The sequence below is a fragment of the Wolbachia endosymbiont (group A) of Sturmia bella genome, assembly GCF_964030905.1.
In the GTDB taxonomy this organism is placed as follows: domain Bacteria; phylum Pseudomonadota; class Alphaproteobacteria; order Rickettsiales; family Anaplasmataceae; genus Wolbachia; species Wolbachia pipientis.
The window spans coordinates 963,935-984,374 of sequence record NZ_OZ034988.1 but is presented as its reverse complement, the minus strand read 5'-3'; the positions used below and the strand labels follow the sequence as shown (position 1 = coordinate 984,374).

Annotated in this window: 18 protein-coding genes and 1 pseudogene; 10 read left to right on the top strand and 9 right to left on the bottom strand. The window is 36.0% G+C overall.

Annotated elements, in window-relative coordinates; all coding sequences use genetic code 11:
- The first annotated feature begins 7 nt into the window (after positions 1 to 7).
- Genes ACQH3L_RS04615 through ACQH3L_RS04605 form a run of 3 tightly spaced genes read left to right on the top strand, consistent with a single transcriptional unit; the run spans position 8 to position 2,438 of the window.
- Positions 8 to 490: a phosphatidylglycerophosphatase A family protein gene (locus ACQH3L_RS04615; RefSeq protein ID WP_425384666.1), complete on the top strand. Its 483-nt coding sequence runs from the start codon at positions 8 to 10 to the stop codon at positions 488 to 490.
- Positions 480 to 1,259: a GNAT family N-acetyltransferase gene (locus ACQH3L_RS04610; protein ID WP_006280097.1), complete on the top strand. Its 780-nt coding sequence runs from the start codon at positions 480 to 482 to the stop codon at positions 1,257 to 1,259. The genes ACQH3L_RS04615 and ACQH3L_RS04610 overlap by 11 nt, the downstream gene beginning before the upstream one ends.
- A gap of 42 nt (positions 1,260 to 1,301) precedes the next feature.
- Positions 1,302 to 2,438 (top strand): hypothetical protein, encoded by a 1,137-nt coding sequence (locus ACQH3L_RS04605; protein WP_010962793.1) that lies wholly within the window; start codon positions 1,302 to 1,304, stop codon positions 2,436 to 2,438.
- A gap of 3 nt (positions 2,439 to 2,441) precedes the next feature.
- On the opposite strand, the gene ACQH3L_RS04600 is transcribed toward ACQH3L_RS04605, so the two are convergent.
- A complete protein-coding gene (locus ACQH3L_RS04600) occupies positions 2,442 to 3,230 on the bottom strand; it encodes a succinate dehydrogenase iron-sulfur subunit (RefSeq protein WP_425384665.1) in 789 nt (262 codons plus the stop codon).
- 86 nt (positions 3,231 to 3,316) lie between these two features.
- On the bottom strand, positions 3,317 to 3,769 hold the full coding sequence (ybeY, locus tag ACQH3L_RS04595; protein WP_010082473.1) for an rRNA maturation RNase YbeY: 453 nt from the start codon (positions 3,767 to 3,769) through the stop codon (positions 3,317 to 3,319).
- Positions 3,770 to 3,793: 24 nt separating this feature from the next.
- Between ybeY and ACQH3L_RS04590 the strand changes: the two genes are divergently transcribed.
- Complete coding sequence (locus ACQH3L_RS04590; RefSeq protein WP_255322244.1) at positions 3,794 to 3,925, top strand: hypothetical protein; 132 nt, start codon at positions 3,794 to 3,796, stop codon at positions 3,923 to 3,925.
- A 228-nt stretch (positions 3,926 to 4,153) separates the two neighbouring features.
- On the opposite strand, the gene ACQH3L_RS04585 is transcribed toward ACQH3L_RS04590, so the two are convergent.
- From ACQH3L_RS04585 to ACQH3L_RS04570, 4 genes are all read right to left on the bottom strand, one after another.
- Entirely contained in the window at positions 4,154 to 4,552 is a 399-nt protein-coding gene (locus tag ACQH3L_RS04585) for an EVE domain-containing protein (protein WP_007549395.1), read from the bottom strand.
- Entirely contained in the window at positions 4,552 to 5,748 is a 1,197-nt protein-coding gene (gene ftsZ, locus ACQH3L_RS04580; RefSeq protein WP_010962790.1) for a cell division protein FtsZ, read from the bottom strand. The genes ACQH3L_RS04585 and ftsZ overlap by 1 nt, the downstream gene beginning before the upstream one ends.
- A gap of 248 nt (positions 5,749 to 5,996) precedes the next feature.
- Positions 5,997 to 6,446: a hypothetical protein gene (locus ACQH3L_RS04575; RefSeq protein WP_425384664.1), complete on the bottom strand. Its 450-nt coding sequence runs from the start codon at positions 6,444 to 6,446 to the stop codon at positions 5,997 to 5,999.
- Positions 6,447 to 6,528: 82 nt separating this feature from the next.
- Complete coding sequence (locus ACQH3L_RS04570; RefSeq protein WP_425384663.1) at positions 6,529 to 8,037, bottom strand: YifB family Mg chelatase-like AAA ATPase; 1,509 nt, start codon at positions 8,035 to 8,037, stop codon at positions 6,529 to 6,531.
- A 122-nt stretch (positions 8,038 to 8,159) separates the two neighbouring features.
- On the opposite strand from ACQH3L_RS04570, the gene ACQH3L_RS04565 reads away from it, so the two are divergent.
- From ACQH3L_RS04565 to topA, 5 genes are all read left to right on the top strand, one after another.
- A complete protein-coding gene (locus ACQH3L_RS04565) occupies positions 8,160 to 8,999 on the top strand; it encodes a polysaccharide deacetylase family protein (RefSeq protein ID WP_010962787.1) in 840 nt (279 codons plus the stop codon).
- Positions 8,954 to 10,528: a penicillin-binding transpeptidase domain-containing protein gene (locus ACQH3L_RS04560; RefSeq protein WP_425384662.1), complete on the top strand. Its 1,575-nt coding sequence runs from the start codon at positions 8,954 to 8,956 to the stop codon at positions 10,526 to 10,528. Before ACQH3L_RS04565 ends, ACQH3L_RS04560 begins: the two co-directional genes overlap by 46 nt.
- A gap of 657 nt (positions 10,529 to 11,185) precedes the next feature.
- Entirely contained in the window at positions 11,186 to 12,637 is a 1,452-nt protein-coding gene (terL, locus tag ACQH3L_RS04555) for a phage terminase large subunit (protein WP_264374293.1), read from the top strand.
- A 99-nt stretch (positions 12,638 to 12,736) separates the two neighbouring features.
- Complete coding sequence (locus ACQH3L_RS04550) at positions 12,737 to 12,826, top strand: hypothetical protein (protein WP_419198969.1); 90 nt, start codon at positions 12,737 to 12,739, stop codon at positions 12,824 to 12,826.
- An 87-nt stretch (positions 12,827 to 12,913) separates the two neighbouring features.
- Entirely contained in the window at positions 12,914 to 15,364 is a 2,451-nt protein-coding gene (topA, locus tag ACQH3L_RS04545) for a type I DNA topoisomerase (protein ID WP_010963054.1), read from the top strand.
- Between the two features lie 164 nt (positions 15,365 to 15,528).
- On the opposite strand, the gene ACQH3L_RS04540 is transcribed toward topA, so the two are convergent.
- On the bottom strand, positions 15,529 to 16,356 hold the full coding sequence (locus tag ACQH3L_RS04540; protein WP_425384661.1) for a rhodanese-related sulfurtransferase: 828 nt from the start codon (positions 16,354 to 16,356) through the stop codon (positions 15,529 to 15,531).
- A 129-nt stretch (positions 16,357 to 16,485) separates the two neighbouring features.
- Between ACQH3L_RS04540 and ACQH3L_RS04535 the strand changes: the two genes are divergently transcribed.
- Positions 16,486 to 18,084: an ABC transporter permease gene (locus ACQH3L_RS04535; RefSeq protein ID WP_425384660.1), complete on the top strand. Its 1,599-nt coding sequence runs from the start codon at positions 16,486 to 16,488 to the stop codon at positions 18,082 to 18,084.
- Positions 18,085 to 18,086: 2 nt separating this feature from the next.
- Here the strand turns inward: ACQH3L_RS04535 and ACQH3L_RS04530 are convergent.
- Both ACQH3L_RS04530 and ltrA read right to left on the bottom strand, forming a co-directional pair.
- Positions 18,087 to 18,881: pseudogene (locus tag ACQH3L_RS04530) on the bottom strand (Rpn family recombination-promoting nuclease/putative transposase); the annotation flags it as partial.
- Positions 18,878 to 20,425, bottom strand: coding sequence for a group II intron reverse transcriptase/maturase (ltrA, locus tag ACQH3L_RS04525; RefSeq protein ID WP_006280223.1), 1,548 nt, complete (start codon positions 20,423 to 20,425; stop codon positions 18,878 to 18,880). The pseudogene ACQH3L_RS04530 and the gene ltrA, both read right to left, overlap by 4 nt.
- Positions 20,426 to 20,440: the final 15 nt, after the last annotated feature.

Sequence of the window (20,440 nt, the reverse complement as noted above, 5' to 3'; positions counted from 1 at the left end):
ATATATTGTGAAATTTTTATATAAATTAATATCAACGTGGTGGCTGTCTGGAACAGTAAAAAAAATGCCAGGTACTGTGGGTAGTTTGGCTTCTTTTCCGCTTGTTCCTGTAACCCTGAGCAACAAAATTTTAGGTGCAGCAATTATTTCTTTTTTATTCTTAATTGGATTATGGTCTACAGGTAATTATATAAAACATTACAAGACTTCATGTGATCCAAAAGAGGTAGTAATTGACGAAGTGGTTGGTCAATTGCTGACGATACTTTTAGTTTCGATATTGTTAAGCCAAGAGATGAATTGTTCTTCATTGTTGTTGTGCTTTTTTTCTTTTAGGTTTTTTGATATAATAAAAACGTGGCCTATAAATTTAATCGATAAAAATACCAAAGGTCCTTTAGGTATTATGCTAGATGACGTTATAGCTGCAATTTTAGCCTGTGTTCTTATAGGAGCCTTTTATTGTTTATTGTTGGTGTATGCAGGATAAAAAAATTTATTATTCAAGCTTAATTGTTCAAAATCTAAAGGATTATATACTGTACACAGCGAATTTATCTGAGTGGGAAGTACACGATGAATTTGATAACATCATATTTACAATAAATGGTACCAGGGAGTCATTATTTAATTTTGTGTTCTGTGGAGATCAATGTACCGAGCTTTCTATACAAAAAACTCTAGATTATCTCAGAACAAGAGATATAGAAGCAACATGGGTAATAAATTCACATATGAAAATAAGAGATATTTTAGAAAAGTGTGAAATAAAACACGTTAGCACACCAAAAAAAGCTTTACTTAATATGAAAAATTACTTTTTACCTGCTGATGTTATTCCAAACTTGAGGTTAAATGCTGTGAATGGTAGCAACCTCTTAGAACAGTTAGATCTACACACTTCTAAAATTTTTTATCATGGCGTTGGAATTGTCAGCACATTTTTTCGCGGATTATCAAATTATGATGATAAGAACTCAAGATTAAGATTTTTTCTTGTAACACTAAATAATGAAATTATTGGGACATGCGGTCTTTATGTTCAAGATAGCGTAGCTGGTTTTTATAGTGATGGAGTTTTACCAATTTACAGGAATCGTGGAATAGGTACCCAAATGGTTTTAGAAAGAATAAAGATAGCTAAACAGCTTGAATGCAAATATATAGTAGCACATTGTATGAAATCTTCTGTGAACCTTTATAAGAGATTGGGCTTTCAAATGTTAGGCAATCTTTACTTATATACCTCTTCAGCATAATTCTGAGCGGTTACAAATTTTTACATTTGTTTTAAAAGTGCTATGTTTTTTTTGTATGAAGTGGTTTTAATATTGATTCTAATATTATTCTTTCTCTCTTATTCTAAATTAAAAATTAGTAATAAGATTAAGAACTTACAGCATCAAAATGTTATCATAAATAATTTAATTGATACTGTGAATGATGGGTTTTATATTTGGGATGCAAAAAAACGTATAGAAAAGTTCTCTCCCAATTTACTAATTTTGCTTAATACTGTTTTTTACTCATTTAATGAGTTTGTGAATTTTTTTGAGCAATCAGAAAGCTTAATCAAAAATTTTGTTGAGGCAAAGGAAATAAATAAATCTTTTACTCTAGATTTAAAGTCAAAAGACAGTGAGGTTTATTGCATATGTTACGGTAGAAGCATAATAGATGATTCTAACAATGTGATAGGTGTGCTGTTATGGATAAGGAATGTCTCAGACTGTAAGATAAAGGCTAACGGACTTGAGTTAGAAAATAGTAAGCTTACACAGGAAGTGGAGAGCTATAAAAACGTTTTCAACTCTTTACCATTTCCAATACTAAGATATAACAAGAGTAGAAAGGTGGAATTTTATAACTTGTTTTATGATAAATATGTAGATGGTTCTAAGAAATTTGCTATTACCGGTAGCGCTCATAGCACAAAACCAGGAAGACATGTCATAACTTATAAGAACGAACCTAAGGTTTTCGATTTTGTTAAAATTCCAATACAAGGTTCTGGTAGCATAGTAATGTATGGGAAAGATGTTAGTGATGCAGAGAAATTATATACTGAATTAAACAGTTATTTAGCTACACAGAAAAATTTGCTTGAGAGGTTACCGGTTGCTATAGTAATATATAGTAAGAATCAAAAGCTAAAATTTTATAATAATGCTTTTATAAAAACCTTTCAATTTGACCCAAAATTTTTGGCATCTTACCCAACTTATCACGAAGTTATGCTTTACCTCTTCGAATCTAAAAAGCTTTTAGAAAAAGAGGATTTTCAAACTATTAGTAACCAAAGACATGAGTTGTTCAAAAAATTATTTGAATCGTACGATGATACGATGCACTTCACAAACGGAAAAGCGTTCAGGGTATTAACAATACCCTACGCTTCGGAAGGTTTGCTGTTCTCTTACGAAGAATGCAAAAGATAATACTTAAACTCCTTCTCTCTCTACCATGAGTTGTTTTACTTTCGCTATTGCTCTTGCTGGATTAAGTCCTTTAGGACAAGTTTTTGTGCAATTCATTATTGTATGACAACGATACAACTTGAATGGGTCGTTTAAAACATCAAGTCTTTCACCTGTCTTATTATCACGGCTGTCAGCAATCCATCTGTAAGCTTGTAATAGTATTGCTGGTCCTAAAAATTTATCACTATTCCACCAGTAGCTTGGGCAACCAGTCGAACAGCAAGCACATAATATACAGTCGGACAAGCCATCTAATTTTTTTCTATCTTCAGAAGATTGAGAGTATTCTTTATTTGGTAGGGCAGGCTTATCTGCTTGTAACCAAGGTTTAATTGATTTGTATTGCTCATAAAATTGGCTCAAATCCGAGACTAGGTCCTTTATTACATACATGTGAGGTAATGGATATATTTTTACGTCACCTTTTATATCATGTATAGATCTAGTACATGCAAGAGTATTGATTCCGTCAATATTCATGGCACAAGATCCACATATGCCTTCTCTACAAGAACGTCTGAAAGTTAAAGTCGAATCTATTTCATCCTTTATTTTTATTAATGCATCAAGTACCATAGGGCCACAACTATCCATATCAATAAAAAATGTGTCTATTCTAGGGTTTTTCTCGTCATCAGCAGACCAACGGTAAATTTGAAATCTTCTGATGTTTTTTGCTCTAGCAGGAATAGGATAAATTTTGCCCTTTTGATTAATTTTAGAATTCTTTGGCAAAGAAAACTGAACCATATCACTTACCTTTTATTGTTTATAGCTAAAACCCTTTATAGATAACATATTTTATTATCATCTACTATATTTTTATTAAATTCCTTTTAAATCGCACACATATTGTAGCCAAGCGAAGCTAAAATCTCTCTTTCTAGATTTTTCATTATAATTTCTTCATCTTTTTTTTGGTGATCATAACCAAGTAAATGCAGTAATCCATGCACTAACATGTGTGCAATGTGAGCAAGAATGGGTATATAATACTCATGCGATTCTCTTTTTATTGTGTCTATTGAAATTGCTATGTCTCCTAAATCGCACTCATTAGACAATTGTTCATACGGAAATGATAGTACGTTAGTTGGCTTATCCATTTCTCTAAATTTTAAATTAAGTTGATGTAGCAAGTCATCATCAGCCAGAGCTATTGATATATTTGGTTTATAGTGGTCTATTTTTAATTCTTTTAGAGAAGCATTGATGACACCTAATACAAAATTTTTAGGATTTTCTATAATGCTGCACCATTTCTTGTCAAGAATATTTACTTCTAACATGAGTGACACATCAGTAAGGGTGTCATGCAAATAGCTGACACTGGAATCCAAAAAAGAAGAGTTATAGACCCTTGTGTCATGTACACAACTGTACGAATATTGTACACTAGAAGGATGTCATCCCAGTGTCTAGGCACTGGGATCCAGGAATTTTGATTAGACATCAAGTTAGTGAATATAAAAGTAGCTAATCTTATATTAAAACACAACGGCTTTAATGTGGTTGCATTAAGGCTGGATTCCAGTGTCAAGCACTGGAATGACACCTTTGTGTTTGATGCAAAATCGGCTATAACGTTTAATGCACTGCCTTCGAGACAAATATTCATACAGCTGTGCGTTGTGTGCTGAGATGACATCATTTAGGAACTGAAATGACAGGTATTACACATCACTCATCCTTATTATTTCATTCCATTCAATTTCCGAAACTGGGGCAATTGATAAACGTGGTTGTTTTAATATAGTCATATTTTTCAAAAGTGGGTTTTGTTTTATATTATTTAACGTTACTTGGTTATTTAAAGGTTTCAAAAACTTTACATTCACTAATCCGAACTTGGGATCATTAACATGATAATACTCTTTAAATACTTCAACGATTCCAAGTATTGCTTTCTCTTTACCTGTATGATAAAAAAACGCAAGATCGCTTGCTTTCATAATTTTCATGTAATTTTGAGCTTGATAATTGCGCACACCATCCCACTCAACTACCTGCTCCTTTTCCATTTTTTGCCATGAGTATTCACTTGGCTCTGACTTAAGTAGCCAAAATTGCATTATTTTTTTCTTCTTAAGTAAGCTGGTATATCATAGATATTGCTGCCCCACTTAGCTCCTTCGCTTACCTGTTCAGCTGGTTTTGTTTCCAGTGTTTTGTCTTGTGTACTTTCACTTTGACTATATGGCCACTTAAATTTCTCTTTCTCTGAGTCTTCGCTCTGACTTATAGGTGAAGTTTCTGATTTATTATTGCGACCATCAATGCCAGTTGCAAGAACAGAAACTCTAACTCTTCCCTCCATCGCTTGATCAAAAGTAGCACCAAATATTATATTTGCATTTTCATCTACTTCTTCACGCACTCTATTGGCTGCAGCATCAACTTCAAACAGAGTCATATCTCCGCCACCAGTAATGTTAATTAATATTCCTTGCGCACCTTTCATTGATACATTATCAAGCAATGGATTAGATATTGCAGCCTCTGCAGCACTAATTGCTCTATCTTCTCCTTCTGCCTCTCCGGTGCCGATCATCGCTTTGCCCATCTCGCTCATTACTGTTTCTATATCAGCGAAGTCAAGATTGATAAGCCCTGGCATGACCATCAAGTCAGTTACTCCTCTGATGCCAATGTGCAGAACATTATCAGCAAGTTTAAATGCATCAGAAAATGTAGTTTTTTCATTTGCAATTCTAAATAAATTCTGATTTGGAATGACAATAAGTGTATCCACGTATTTTTGCAGTTCTTCAAGTCCAAGCTCTGCAATGCGCATACGGCGCACACCTTCAAAACCGAACGGTTTAGTTACAACTCCAACAGTCAATATCTTTTTTTCTTTTGGCGCTCTATCCTTAACTGCGGCTCTTGCTTCTCTGGCTGCTTTTGCAATTACCGGTGCTGCACCGGTTCCAGTACCACCGCCCATTCCTGCTGTGATGAAAAGCATATGACTATCTTTTATATGCTCCATAATCTCATCAATTGACTCTTCTGCTGCACCTTTGCCAACATCAGGCAAAGCACCAGCACCAAGCCCCTTAGTTAAATTAATGCCAAGCTGAATTTTTTTATCACATAACGACTTTTCTAGTGCTTGAGCATCGGTATTTGCGACAACAAAATTCACTCCTTGCAAATTAGATTGGATCATGTTATTCACAGCATTTCCACCAGCACCACCCACTCCCACAACGGTAATCCTTGGGTGTAATATAGGCAACTCCGGCAGACTAAGATCAATAGACATTTAAATTACTCAAATTTAGCGAATTCACTTGATAATAAGTTACCGCTTTTTTAATAATATGCAAATACTTTTCACTTCTATAGGCGTAAATAGTAAACGGGATTTACTTATTCTTAACATTTATACTAATAAGTGCCGTTAATTATAATAACTAGATTCTTAGATGACATCACTTAACCGATGCAAAAAATAGAAAACGTTTATAAAAAGGGATAGGAACCTATCCCTTTTTATTTTGTTGAAGATTATTATATTGTCTGATTTTTCCCTTTCAATGCTTCAACTGCAACATCTTTTAATTTTGAGGCAACTTGATATGTTCCATAAACAGCAGCAACTGCAGCAATTGCCATTATGGCACCCGCAACTATCTGACCAGCAACACCTGTTCCGATAAATCCAGGTAATGAAGCAGCTATTGCTTGATTTGTTCCAACAAAGTAACTGGCAGTCTTAGCAAGAAACCCAGAAGCTTCTGCTGCACTAACAAAGCCTGCTTTCATATGCATTGCTGTAAAGACAACACTTGCAACTGCAAGCGGAAATAATGCTGTTCTCCCTTTATTATGCATAGCGTACTGACCAGCTCCACCAGCAGCACCAGGAATTCCCCAGTATTTTTCAGCTTGTATATATCCTTCTGAAATAGCATGAAAAATGCCATCCTCTTTTCTATACTCATAATTTGTTAATGCCATAACTCTACTCCTTAAATAGAATGTTAAAATTTCATTAAGGAAGCATATAGTAAAAAAATTGCCTGTCAAGTAAACTAATTTTTTAATATACCTTTATTCTGTAATTGAGCGCTTCAGCAATGTGTGCTCTTTTTACTTCTTCACTTTTTGCAAGATCTGCAATAGTTCTTGCAACTTTTAATACGCGTGTGTAGCCTCGATTGGAAATGTAATTTTCTTTCAGTACGTATTTTAGCAATTCTAACCCTGCCTGATCCGGTTCAGTAAATTTATTAAATGCTTCACCGCTTACTTCTGAATTGCAACGAATATTTAATTCACTATAGCGCTCAGGTTGAACTTTTCTTGCTGCTATCACTCTTTCTCTTATAATTTTAGTACTTTCTCCCTCCACAGAGATTTCAGGAGAGAGTATGCTAACGTTTGGCATTTCAATGCATATGTCTATTCTATCAAGCAATGGGCCTGATATTTTGTTTTTGTAATCTGTGCCACACTTTGAAGCTTTGTTGCACGATCTGCTTGCATCACCTAAATAACCGCACCTGCAAGGGTTCATTGCAGCTATCAGTTGAAAATTGGCAGGGTAGGTTATGTGAGCATTTGCCCTTGCAACGGTAACTTTTCTATCTTCAAGTGGTTGGCGCAGAGAATCAAGCACGAGTCTTGGAAATTCAGGTAGCTCATCAAGAAATAACACGCCATTGTGAGCCATGGTAATTTCTCCGGGTTTTGCATTCTTTCCTCCTCCTATCATTGCTGGCATGGAACATGAGTGATGAGGTTCACGAAAGGGGCGAGTTACTTTGAATATTTCATTACCAGTTTTTGTTATGCTGGAAATAATATTAACATCAATCATCTCCTGTTCGGTTAAATCAGGCAGCAATCCTATAAAGCGCTTAGCAAGCATTGATTTTCCAGTACCAGGAGGGCCAACAAGAAGCATATTATGCCCACCTGCTGCTGCAATTTCAGCTGCTCTTTTTGCAACAACTTGGCCTTTAATATCCTTCATATCGGGAACCAATCTTTTTTCTTTGGGTGCATCACTATATTTAAAAATTACTGGCTGAATTAATTGCTCACCCTTAAAGTGTCTGATAATATCAGTTAATTTCTCTATAGCTAGAATTGAAACATTCTTTACCCATGAAGCCTCTACTCCATTTCCCCTTGGGCAAATTACTCCTTTATTTGCCTGTTTTGCATTGATCGCTGTTGGCAGCACTCCTGAAACTGGAATAACTCTGCCATCAAGGGCAAGCTCACCCATAATGATATAAGACTGAACTTTTTCAACTGGTATCACATTCATTACAACAAGTAGTCCAATAGCAATAGCCAAGTCATAATGACTACCTTCTTTCAGTAAATCCGCAGGGGAGAGATTAACTGTAATTCTTTTTGGAGGTAGTAGTAGATTGATTGAATTTAACGCTGCTCTGATGCGTTCTTTGGATTCCGCAACAGTTTTATCTGGCAATCCAACAATATTAAAAGCTGGAATACCATTTGCCATATGAATTTGTGCATTGACATTTACTGTGCTAATTCCCTGAAGCGCAACGGTATTTATATTTGCAATCATAATATATTATATAAAATTGTTAATACAATATATTAAAGAAGCGATGAAGTAAAGGCTACAGCAATTAAAGATGGCTTAACTTAGCAAAAAAGTGTAGTATTCTATCACTTTGCTGATTACAAATGTTTATAAGGATAATCACTTTTTTCTTACTATATTCAAGTACGGCTTTTTGTAGTGATTGTAATTTTAATTTACCATACTGTGGGCTAAGTTGTAATCTAGATCTATCATATAGAAATTTAAGTAATATAAAAAAATTATTGAATAACGACGATAAGTTTGTTGCGCTTACGTTTGATGATGGACCGTCTAACAATAGAGTAAACGATATTATTAATGTTCTGGAAAGCTATGAAGCAAAAGCAACATTTTTTGTGCTTGGTGAACGTATAAATGAAAAAACGTCTGAAATAGTAAAGAAAATTCATGAATCAGGTCATGAGTTAGGCAATCACTCTTGGTCGCATAGGAAGTTGACATCACTTTCAAGTGAGGAACAATTGCAAGAATTGGAAAAGACAAATACAGCAATTAAAAATGCAATAAAACAAGATGTAAAATGGTTTCGTCCGCCATATGGATGTTATGACGATAATCTGATTGAAAATACTGATCAATTAAATATGTATTCAATATTATGGACAGTTGATTCGCTAGATTGGCAAGGTGATAAGCCAGAAACTTTAGTTGAAAGAGTTTTAAGTAATGTACATAATGGAGCAGTTATACTGTTTCATGATCACAATAACAGGTCAAACACAATTGAAGCTTTACCTCATATTATTAAAATACTAAAAAAATCAGGTTATAAGTTTGTGACCTTAAGTGAGTGGGAAAAAAGGGTTTGTAATACGGTAAAAGCCAGAAGTGTAACAATAAAAGAGGGGAAAAAAGTGTGTTTTGAAGGAATGTTATGTGGACAAAAAACAAAGTCTTTAACCGCAGAGCATTCATATTAGGTGGTATTCAGCTTACCATTTCTGCGGTTTTTAGTTGCAGGTTATATAATTTACAAATACGAAACAGACAAAAGTACGAAGCACTATCTAATAGTAATAGAATAAGAGTTGCTACTATTATGCCTAAGCGGGGCAAAATTTTAGATAGGAATAGCATTGAACTTGCGGTAAACAAAATTTCGTATGTTGTTTTGTTTGATGGTTCTGGTAAGGAAGTTGATTTGCAGACATTATCAGAAGTCGAGTCTAAAATAGCAAAATCGTCAGAAAAAATAACTGCTCTTTATAAACGTTATTACCCGTTTGGTTCAATGTGTTCTCATGTAATCGGATATACAAAAAGACAGCAAGGCATAAGCGAAGTAGGAATCAGCGGTATTGAATATACATATGATCATATATTGAAAGGCAAGTCAGGAAAATCTGAGCAGGAAATAAATTCTAAAAAACGCGTCATAAAAGAATTATCAAGCATACCACAACAAGACGGACAAGATGTACAACTGACAATTGATATTAATCTGCAAGAGAAAACCGCAGAGGTATTTAAAGATCACCAAGGCTCCGCAGTGGTAATTGATGTAAATAATGGAGAAATTTTAGCATTATATAATTCACCTTCTTACGATAATAATCTTTTTGCTAGCAGGCTATCAAATGAGACTTGGGAGAGCTTGAATGCTCCTTCATTGCCGCTCGTGAATCGTGCATTATCATATCAAATTCCACCTGGTTCAATATTTAAAGTAATAGTTGCGCTTGCGGGTTTAAAAGACGGGATAATAACACCAGAAGAGAAATTCTCGTGCAAGGGCTATATGAAAATAGGTGAGCGGAAATTTCGTTGTCTGAAAAGCAAAGTCCATGGGTATGTATCTTTAAATGAGGCAATGGCATTATCATGCAACACTTACTTTTATAATATAGGGAAAAAAATAAGTGTAGACTCTCTAGTAGAAATGGCCAGAAAATTTGGTATTGGAAGTGGGCCACTGATTGGAACGTTTAAAGAAGAAGCTCCAGGGTTGTTGCCAGATAGAGATTGGCGTACACGAAAGCTATATTCGCAGTGGTATTTAGGTGACACTATCAACTTAGTTATAGGACAAGGGTATATGCTTACAACACCACTACAGCTTGCAGTTCTTGCAGCGAGGATTGCAACAGGAAAAGAGGTAATTCCCCGCATTAAGATGAATGAAACGATACAAGATTTTCCCGATATTGATGTGGATTGTGAGCATCTTAGCATAGTTCGAAAAGCTATGTTTGACGTGGTGAATTCTAAAACTGGAACCTATAAGAAAGGGCTAAGCGGTATACAAATTGCTGGCAAAACCGGTACACCAGAAATAAACTCTAAGGACGAAAGTCATAAGGTATTTATCGCCTATGGCCCTTACCATAACCCGCGCTATGCAATCTCTGTGTTTATAGAACACGGCAAAGCCCCACGCCAAGATGTTGCTATAGCTAATGAAATATTTCAGTATATGCTTGAAACTATGAGTATTAAACTTCTTGCATAACCATATAACAAACTTTTATTGGGAATAGAAACGAAAAAACTTACTTGACACCCTTCGCCAGCGCCCTTATCATGATAGTGAAGCTATTGTATTTGCTTTTGCCAATCTGCAGATTAAAAGGTAAGGATTACTTAATGTATCGGCGTCTTATGTTCAATTTTTTGCAGTATATAGATACTGTATGTCTTTACAAAACTTCATCTACATCTAGATTTTTATCTAAATAAGCTGAACGCGCTTATAAAGCGTTACAAGACATCAAAAAATGCCAATACTCGACAGAGATAGTAAAAGACTAGCTAACTCGGGGATTCTTTGTCTTTTTTTCTGCTTAGTAAATTTCTTAAACATTTGCAGCGTAGGTTAGTTGCAATTAAAAGCAGCTGAATTTCGCTTGTCAAGCGTTTAAAACATAAAAAACGCCAATATTTTAAAGCAGATAATAACCACGGGGCTTCTTTTGCCTTTTTTTCATTTGGTAAATTTCTTAATATTTATGGCTAAACGACAATCGTCATCCCGCTGCTTGTTAGCGGGATCTCTTGTTAGCGGCTGAGATACCGCGAATGAATCGCGGTATGACGGTTAAGTAGGGTGTCATTCCAGTGCTCCTTTTTTTGTCATCCCAGCGTCACGCGTTGGTTTCAACATTATATCATGAACTTTCTAAAATTCATTGAACTGTGCTTTCAAACGGTAGTGCCGGGGTGTGAGTATAACGATTATCAGTATATAAAAGTCATAGCAGACAGGCTGGAAGCAGCGAGCGCTGGTGAAGTGAAACGAATAATATTCAATATGCCTCCGCGCTCGATGAAGTCCATGTGCATAAGCGTTGCGTGGCCCGCATGGATACTGGGAAACCAACCAACTGCGAGAATAATAGTTGCAAGTTATTCTCAGCGGCTCAGCGAAAAGCACTCGCTCGACACCAGGTGCGTGATGCAGTCTAGTTGGTATAGAGCGCTATTTCCAGAGATAGAACTATCCAAAGACCAGAATACCAAATATAAATTTCAAACAGTGCAGAGAGGATACAGAATCGCAACATCAGTTGGTGGAACACTAACTGGTGAAGGTGGTGATTTTATCATTGTGGACGATCCGCTCAGTTCTGCTCAAGCTTTGAGTGAAACGCTTAGAAAGCGTGCCACAAACTGGTTTGATCAGACTTTAGTAACCAGGCTGAACGATAGAAAAAAAGGAGTCATCGTTCTTGTAATGCACAGGCTACACCAGGAGGACTTAACTGGACACCTTCTCTCCAAGCCAAAAAACATATGGCATCATATTTGTTTGCCAATGATTTCTGAAAATAAGCAGGTTATTTATTCAATCAAAAAGCCAATGCCTCCCGTTCCTGTCATCCGAGTAGCTCAGCACTGTGCGACCAGGCGATTATATAATAAACCAGCGTCACCTGTAAGGATATTATATTCAAGAGAAGAAGGTCAGTTGTTATATCCCCTCGATGGAGGAAAAGAAGAAGTTGAGATAATAAAAGCTGAACTTGGGAGTTACGCTTTTGCTGCTCAATATCAACAAAACCCTCTGCCGCTTTCAAGTGGTATAATTAAACCAGAGTGGTTGAAACGCTATAAAAAATTTCCTGATAATCTCTCGCATATAACACAAAGTTGGGATACTGCGGTTTCAACAAGTAACATGAGCAACTTTAGTGTCTGCACCACCTGGGCAAAAATAGATAATAAATTCTATTTACTCGACGTATATCGCGCAAAGCTTGAGTATCCAAAGCTTAAAGAACAGGTTTTGTCACTAGCTGCAAGATGGACGCCACACGCAATTTTAATCGAAGCAAAAACAAGTGGTCAACAATTGGTGCAAGAGCTAAAGACAAACAGTGATTTACCGATTATTGAAATAGTGCCACATGATGACAAGCTCACTCGATTTCATCAAATTGTTCCGATTATAGAGTCTGGCAAGGTTTTTCTGCCACATCAAGCAGTATGGCTGAACGATTTTGAGTATGAGATTTTAATGTTTCCTGAAACGCGCCACGACGACCAAGTGGACAGTACCGTGCAATATTTGCAGTGGGTGAGAAACAGTACCTCTAGGGTTACGGCTGTACGGGCATTGTGATTTGAGAGCAATTTCCACAAGGGAGGATGTCATCCCAGCGCTCCTTTTTTTGTCATGCAAGTAGCTGACACTGGAATCTAGCTTCTCGTTGCTGCTGCGATCATATACTATTGTAATGAGCCTTCAAAGTCACTTAAAAATAGCAACGTCCAAGGGTTTTCTGAAAAGGTCCCACAACCCGGTTCGTAAAATTCACAAGAACCATTAAAATATTTTTTTACTTTTCATTGTATATTTCTCAACATATTATCTTTAAGTACTAAAATAATTAACAATATGGCATTATTAATAGTTGAATCACCTGCGAAAGCAAAGACAATAGGTAAATATTTGAGTAAAGAGTTCAAAGTAGCTGCATCCTTTGGACATGTGAGGGATCTTCCAGCAAAAAACGGTTCTGTCGATCCGGATAATGATTTTACTATAAAGTATGAAACCATTGAAAAAGCAGAAAAGTATATAAAAGAGCTAGTAAAAGCCGCAAGCAAAACATCAGATATATATCTTGCAACAGACCCAGACAGAGAAGGGGAAGCAATGGCTTGGCATGTGATAGAGACATTAAAAGAAAAGAAAGCAATCAGTAATGAAAACAACATTTATAGAGTAGTCTTTAATGAGATAACAAAAAGAGCAGTACAAGAAGCAATAAAAAATCCACGTGAAATTAATATGGATTTAGTGCGTGCACAACAAGCACGTAGAGCTTTGGATTATCTAGTTGGATTTAGTTTGTCACCACTGCTGTGGACAAAATTGTCGGGAAGCAAGTCTGCAGGGCGAGTGCAGTCTGTTGCATTAAAGATTATATGCGAACGAGAAGATGAAATTAGTAAATTTATAACACAGGAGTATTGGAGCATAAAAGCAGAAATGCAAAATAGCAAAGATGAGGCTTTTTTTGCTATGCTAAGCCACTATGACAATAAAAAGCTAGAAAAATTTGATATTAAGAATGAAGAAGAAGCAAAGAACTTAGTCAGGGAGATTGAATCAAGGCAATATGCTGTAAGCACAGTAGAACGCAAGCAAGTTAAGAGAAACCCGCTTCCTCCGTTTATTACTTCAAGTCTTCAGCAAGATGCAGTGAATAAACTGTATTTTAATGTGAAAAGTGTTATGCGCATAGCGCAAAATTTATATGAAGGTATCGATATTGGTGGTGAAACTGTAGGGTTGATAACTTACATGCGTACAGATGGGTTTCATATTGCAGATGAGGCTATAAACTCAATTAGAGGGTCAATTAAGTCATTATATGGTGATAAATATTTACCGCAGTCTCCTCGTAAATATGTAAAAAAGGTCAAAAATGCTCAAGAAGCACATGAAGCAATTCGTCCAACTGATATCAATAGAACGCCGGGTAGTATTAAGGATTACTTAACGCCAGAGCAATTTAAATTGTATGATTTAATCTGGAAAAGGACCATTGCAAGTCAAATGGAGTCGGCGATTCTTGATCAAGTGGTAGTCGAAATTAGTTCTACTGACCAGAAAGTAATTCTGCGAGCAAGTGGATCAAGTATATTCTTTGATGGTTTTTATAGAGTCTACCAAGATAACATAGAAGCCGAAAATGAAGGCCTGCTACCTGCCATGAAGGAAGGGGAAGCGTGTAAGCTGATTTCAGTTGAGCCAAAACAACATTTCACTCAACCGCCACCTCGTTATAGTGAAGCAAGTATCGTAAAAAAAATGGAAGAAATCGGTATAGGTCGACCATCAACTTATGCAACAATTATTTCGGTATTACAAGATCGTGAGTACGTTTCATTGGATAGCAAAAGGTTTATTCCAAGCAGCCGCGGTAAAATCGTTACTATATTTTTAGAAACTTTTTTTCAGCGTTGTGTAGAGTATGATTTCACAGCACAAATGGAAGAGAAGCTTGATTTAATTTCAAATGGACATGCAGATTGGAAAAAAGAATTAGGCCACTTTTGGGTGCCATTTTTTGGTCATGTAAACTCTGTCAAGCAAATGACGCATGATGAAGTTTTCAGCGGCATTCACGATTTGGTAATCGATTGGTTTTGTTCAGAAGAAGGAAGAAAAGAGGTGAATACGAAATGCCCTGCTTGCTTAGGTGGCATATTGAAATTGAACTTTGGAAAAGCCGGGGTGTTCCTTGGATGTTCTAACTATCCTGAATGCAACCATACAAAAGAAATTACAGGTAGTAACGACAATTCAGAATATCCAAAAAGTTTAGGTATAGATGATATAACAAACCAAGAAGTGATGATCAAAAAGGGTCCTTTTGGACTTTATCTGGAGTTTAATAACGAGTTAAAAAAGAAAAAAACGGTTTCCATACCAAAAGATATAAATGTTAATGAGATTGATCTGAGCACCGCTACTCAGTTACTTTCCTTGCCAAAAGTAATCGGAGAACACCCTGAAACCGGAAAGGAAGTAAAAATAGGCCTTGGGCGATTTGGGTACTATATTTTCTATGATGGTAGATACTTTTCTCTTAAGAAAAGCTCCAAAGAGGTGCTGAATACAGAATTGAGCGAAGCTGTACAAATTATTGCAAACAGTCCACGCAAAGAGTTAAAATCTCTCGGGGTTAATGAAAAGGGAAAAGAAGTTTTTATCTGCAACGGTAGGTACGGATTCTATATAAAATGCGGTAAAACAAACGTTGCTTTGGGCAAGAGTGCAGATATTGAGAGTATAGATCTGGAGAAGGCTTTAGAGTTGATTAAGGGTAAGAAATAGACTTCTTGCATAACCATATGCTCTTTATTGTCATTCCAGCGCGTGACGCTGGAATCTAGAAAAAAAGAACCTGGATGCCAGTGTCTGGGCACTGGCATGACAACCTTTCTGGTAGAGGTTGCTCTCAAATCACAACGTGCATACAACTGCAGCAGTATGATGTTTTATTTATTATAGCTATAACACTGAAGTTTACAATCAGAACAAACCACTTGGCCACGTGGAACTGGTTTCAGTTTATCAGTTGAAACTTGATTTGAGCAGAATATGCATTTTATTGTGTTGCTTGGAGTAAGTGAGTTATCAACAGCAATTCTATCATCAAAAACAAAACATTCTCCTTTCCAATTACCATTTTTATTATAAGTTTTTTCAAGGTAAGAAAGAATGCCGCCTTTAAGATGGTAAACATCACTAAATCCAAGGCTTTTCATATATGCTGTAGATTTTTCGCATCTAATCCCACCAGTGCAGTACATAGCCACTTTCAGGTCTTTACTCTCAGAAAATGACTCTGTCCACTGAGGAAACTCACGGAAACATTGTGTGTGTGGATTAATTGCATTCTTAAACTTGCCTAATTTCACTTCATACTCGTTTCGTGTATCTATTACTAAAACGTCAGGTTGAGAAGTAAAATCATCCCAATGCTCTGGATCAACATATTTACCCCTAAGGGAAATATCAAGATTGCTTACACCAAGATTCACAATCTCTCTTTTTAATTTTACCTTCATCTTGCTAAATGGTTGATATTCTGCTGCACTCTCTTTCCATGTAAGGTCCCTTAGCCTATAATCAGAACGTAGAAAATCGAATATTTTATCAATTGCGTTTCTTTCACCAGATATTGTTGCATTAACACCCTCTTCTGCAAGGAGTATAGTGCCCTTTAACTCAACGTTGTTGCATGCAGCTTTTATTTCGTCTTTCATGTCATAATAATTAGAGAGTTCTACAAAGTGATAGAAAGTTGCAATGACGAAGCTCATGATTATTCACTTATCAACTAAAAACATGATATACAAAATTATAAAGATATTCAATAGTACGGCTGTTAATTACTGGATATCTTCAGTTTTTACATATAACATTTTAATATAAAATATAGATTCAAATTAATGTTTTTAAGAGTATTTAAAAATATATTCTTATTTTTAGTAAGCATATTATTCGTCTGCCCAATATTATCATTAATATCAATCTTATTTACAGATTCAGCGAATTCCGAATGGGTAATCAGTACACTTTTTCCTGAATATATACTGAGTACGTTAATTTTGATGGTAGGAGTAGGGGGAATATCTTTCATATTTGGAGTAATTCCAGCTTGGCTCACCACATTTTTTTCATTTCCTGGAAGTAAAATTTTTGAGATTGCTTTGTTCTTTCCGATATCGATTCCTGGATATATAGTAGCGTTCGTCTATGTAAATACGCTAGAGTTTTCAGGTCCGGTGCAGAGCTTATTAAGAGACATTTTAGATTGGAGCAAAGGTGACTATTGGTTTCCTGAAATAAAATCCCTAGGTGGTGGAATATTAGTAATGGGATTCAGCCTATATCCATACGTTTATATGTTAGTTCGCTCAAGTCTAAAGAATGTTAGCAACTCAGTCACTATTGCGTCAACGCTTGGGTTCTCCTCATTGAAGAGCCTGTTTTCTGTTATCATACCCTCCATACGCCCATCAATTATAGCTGGGTTGTCTTTGGTACTAATGGAAGTAATTACAGATTTCGGCACACCACAGTTTCTTGCTATCGATACTTTTACGACAGGAATATATCGCACCTGGTTTTTACTGCATGACAAATATTCAACTACTGTTTTAGCAGTTGCAGAATTAATTTTCGTTGTGATACTAATAGCTATCGAAAAAAAACTACAAAAAAAAGGAATATCTTACTCTTCAATCAATACCAATTCGGACTATCACAACAAACGGAGTATAAGTGGCGCTATGCCGTTGATCTTTGCTTATCTTATGTGTGTATTGCCGATCTTAATAGGTTTTATTTTGCCAATGATTCCGCTCATATATTGGAGCATAGAGAAGGGGTTTTTCATATACGAAGCAAGATTCTATAACATAATAGCAAATAGCATTAGTTTATCATTTATCACCGCATTAATCTCAATTAGCATTGCAATAATGATTGGATATACGGCGCGTAAAAATAAGGTAATCAACAATATAGCGCGTCTCATTTCTTTAGGCTACGCAATTCCAAATGCAATTATCGCAATTAGTATAATAATATTTTTAAGCAGAATATCCTCTTTCATTACTCAATATGTTGTGGAAATTAGCTTGGTAGGAACTATTGGCGCATTAGTTTACTCATATTTATTTCGTTTTTTTGCTATATCTTTCAAGGCGGTAGAGTCAGGGCTCAAAAAAACACCAAATGAAATTGAGTGGACTGCATATACTATGGGTCATGGACCTATTTCCACATGTTTGAATGTTCATATCCCTCTCATCAAGAAGAATATATTATCGGGATTTTTGCTCGTATTTATGGATACTATCAAAGAGCTCACAGCAACACTCATTATAAGACCATTTAATTTTGAAACTATATCAACTAGAATATATGAACTTGTAAGCGATGAGCGCTATAGAGAAGCTGCCCCATTTTCGTTAATAATAGTTATAATAGGCTTAATCTCTACAATAACCTTATTTACACTTGATGATAAGGATAAAAAATAAACGTAACCGTTCACACTTAATTCTTCAATCTCACTAATAGAAAGGCCAGTAAATTTGACAATAGTGTTGACATCAACATTGTTAGCCAGCATTGCTTTTGCGACTTCGATTTTTCCTTCAATTTTCCCTTCCTCTTTACCGATTTTGATGCCTCTTTCTTCGCCAATTTGGATGCCTTTTTCAGTAGCAAGATCAAGTCTGTATTCAAGAATGGCTTCTTCTTTGCGCAGATCCATTATTCTTTCTTCATAAGTTATTAGATCTTTTTCATTCCAGTGAAACTTATCTAATTCATCATATGCTAGCTTTATTATTGGTGATTTTTCCGCAATTTTTCTGAGATCTTCGTCCGTTGTTTCATCTGCATATTTGAAAAAAAATAGCCAACGGTCTACTACACTTTCTAGTTGTTCTTCTCTACTCTTAGGAAATTTTGGCAGCTCTATGAAGATAAATTGAAAATCTTTTAAGTCATGCTCATTGGTTTTTTCATCTCTTATGGTATGGCTAGATATATAGTCAAGCTTATCAGGGAATAAGGTACAATTTGAAATCGCGATAAAGAAAATCTTCTTTAAATCAACGTATTTACCAGATTTATCAGCTTGTCTTGAGTAAGCCTTAGCAGCATAAAGTTGTGCGCGTTTTTCAAAGCCTTTAGTTTTGGCAACTTGGTTAGGTAAGGAAGTAGTATTGCTACTACTCCCTCCCTTAGAAACGCAGCATGCAGGTTTCCCCACACTACGCTTGAGCCCCTTATCTAAGTCCTTCTTTTCTCGAACCGGCTTGTCCTTCATGATTCCTCAGAAAACATCATTCTTAATGGTGACACCAACAGTAGAGAACCTTCTCTTGAGAAAGAGCTTGCTAACATTTTTGTTTGTTTCACTCTTTCATCAAAATACTTTTTCCATTTTAAGTCAAGTGGATTTGCATCCGCCCTGATTTTAACATGTCGTCTGATAGGTATATCAATCAACCTAAGCAGTCTTAAATACCTTATCTCTTTCGGTTTGTTCTTGCATATGGGTGCAGCAAAGACCCATTGGCGTTGTTTCATTACCTTGAAGTAACGATTCTTTATCCAACGTAATCCTTTACGAGGATGTCTTTTCTTTGCCCATTTCCATAGAGCACACATAATTTCATGGTCTATTTTGTTAAAAGCTCTTTTCGCACACACATGGCTGTAGTAATTTCCCCATCCCCTTAATAGGGAATTGAGCAACTTGATTAGTACGGCCTGAGTGTTCGCTATGTTTGCCTTTATCAATGTACGTGCTTTATTAAGAAGTTTCTTAATACTTTCTTTTGAAGGTTTTATAATTAACTTCTTATTATACCTGCGTACATTACAACCAAGAAAGTCAAACCCTGTTGTAATAGATGTAATTTTTGTTTTCTCTTCGGAAAGGATAAGACCTCTCTCCTGAAGAAAGGACGATACTAGAGGTTTTACTTCATTTTCCAGTACTTCACGTGTGATTCCTGAAATGATAAAGTCATCTGCGTACCTGATTACATTTACTCCACTTCTGATTTTGCTTCTTCTTTTACTGCCAAGTTTACCAAATTGACTTTCCAATGATTTTTCAAGTCCATTTAGGGCTAGATTTGCTAGTATTGGAGAGATGATACTACCTTGTGGGGTACCTGCAGTTGTGGAATACAGAGTTTTTGATTCTAGGAAGCCAGCTTTTAACCAGCTATGAAGAATTTTCTTCTCCATAGGAATATGCTTCATGAGCCATTCATGGTTAATGTTATCAAAACACCCTTTAATATCACCTTCGAGTATCCATTGTAGTTGGTTACGGCTTGCCAGTAACAAGTGACAAGCCACAGTAGCGTCTGCGCAGGATCTTTTTGGTCTAAAACCATAAGAGTGACGATCACTGATCGTTTCAGCTATCGGTTCCAAAGCAAACAAGTATAATGCTTGCATGGCTCTATCTTTTATCGTAGGGATTCCAAGAGGTCTTCTTTTGCCATTAGACTTACTGATGTATATCCGTTTTAGCGGAGAAGGTTTGTATCCTCTTTGTTTTAATAGCTTTATTCCTTGAAATTTTGTGTTGCAAGTTGACCATATTTGACGATCTACACCTGCTGTGTTTTTTCCTTGGTTTTCAGTTACTCTCTTAACCGCCAAAGCTTTGCCGCTAAAAGAGCGTGTGAGAAGGTGTTGTAAAGTTTTCACCTTACCCCATCTGCCTTGTTGGACAGCCTTAACAATACGCCTCTGTAGCCTCATAACAACTTTTTGGCATTTCTTCCAGGGTAACTGGTTCCATGCTTCGGAGTTATTGGTAGGTGCACTTACAGTTGTACTTGTAATCATCTGCTTTCCTACCTT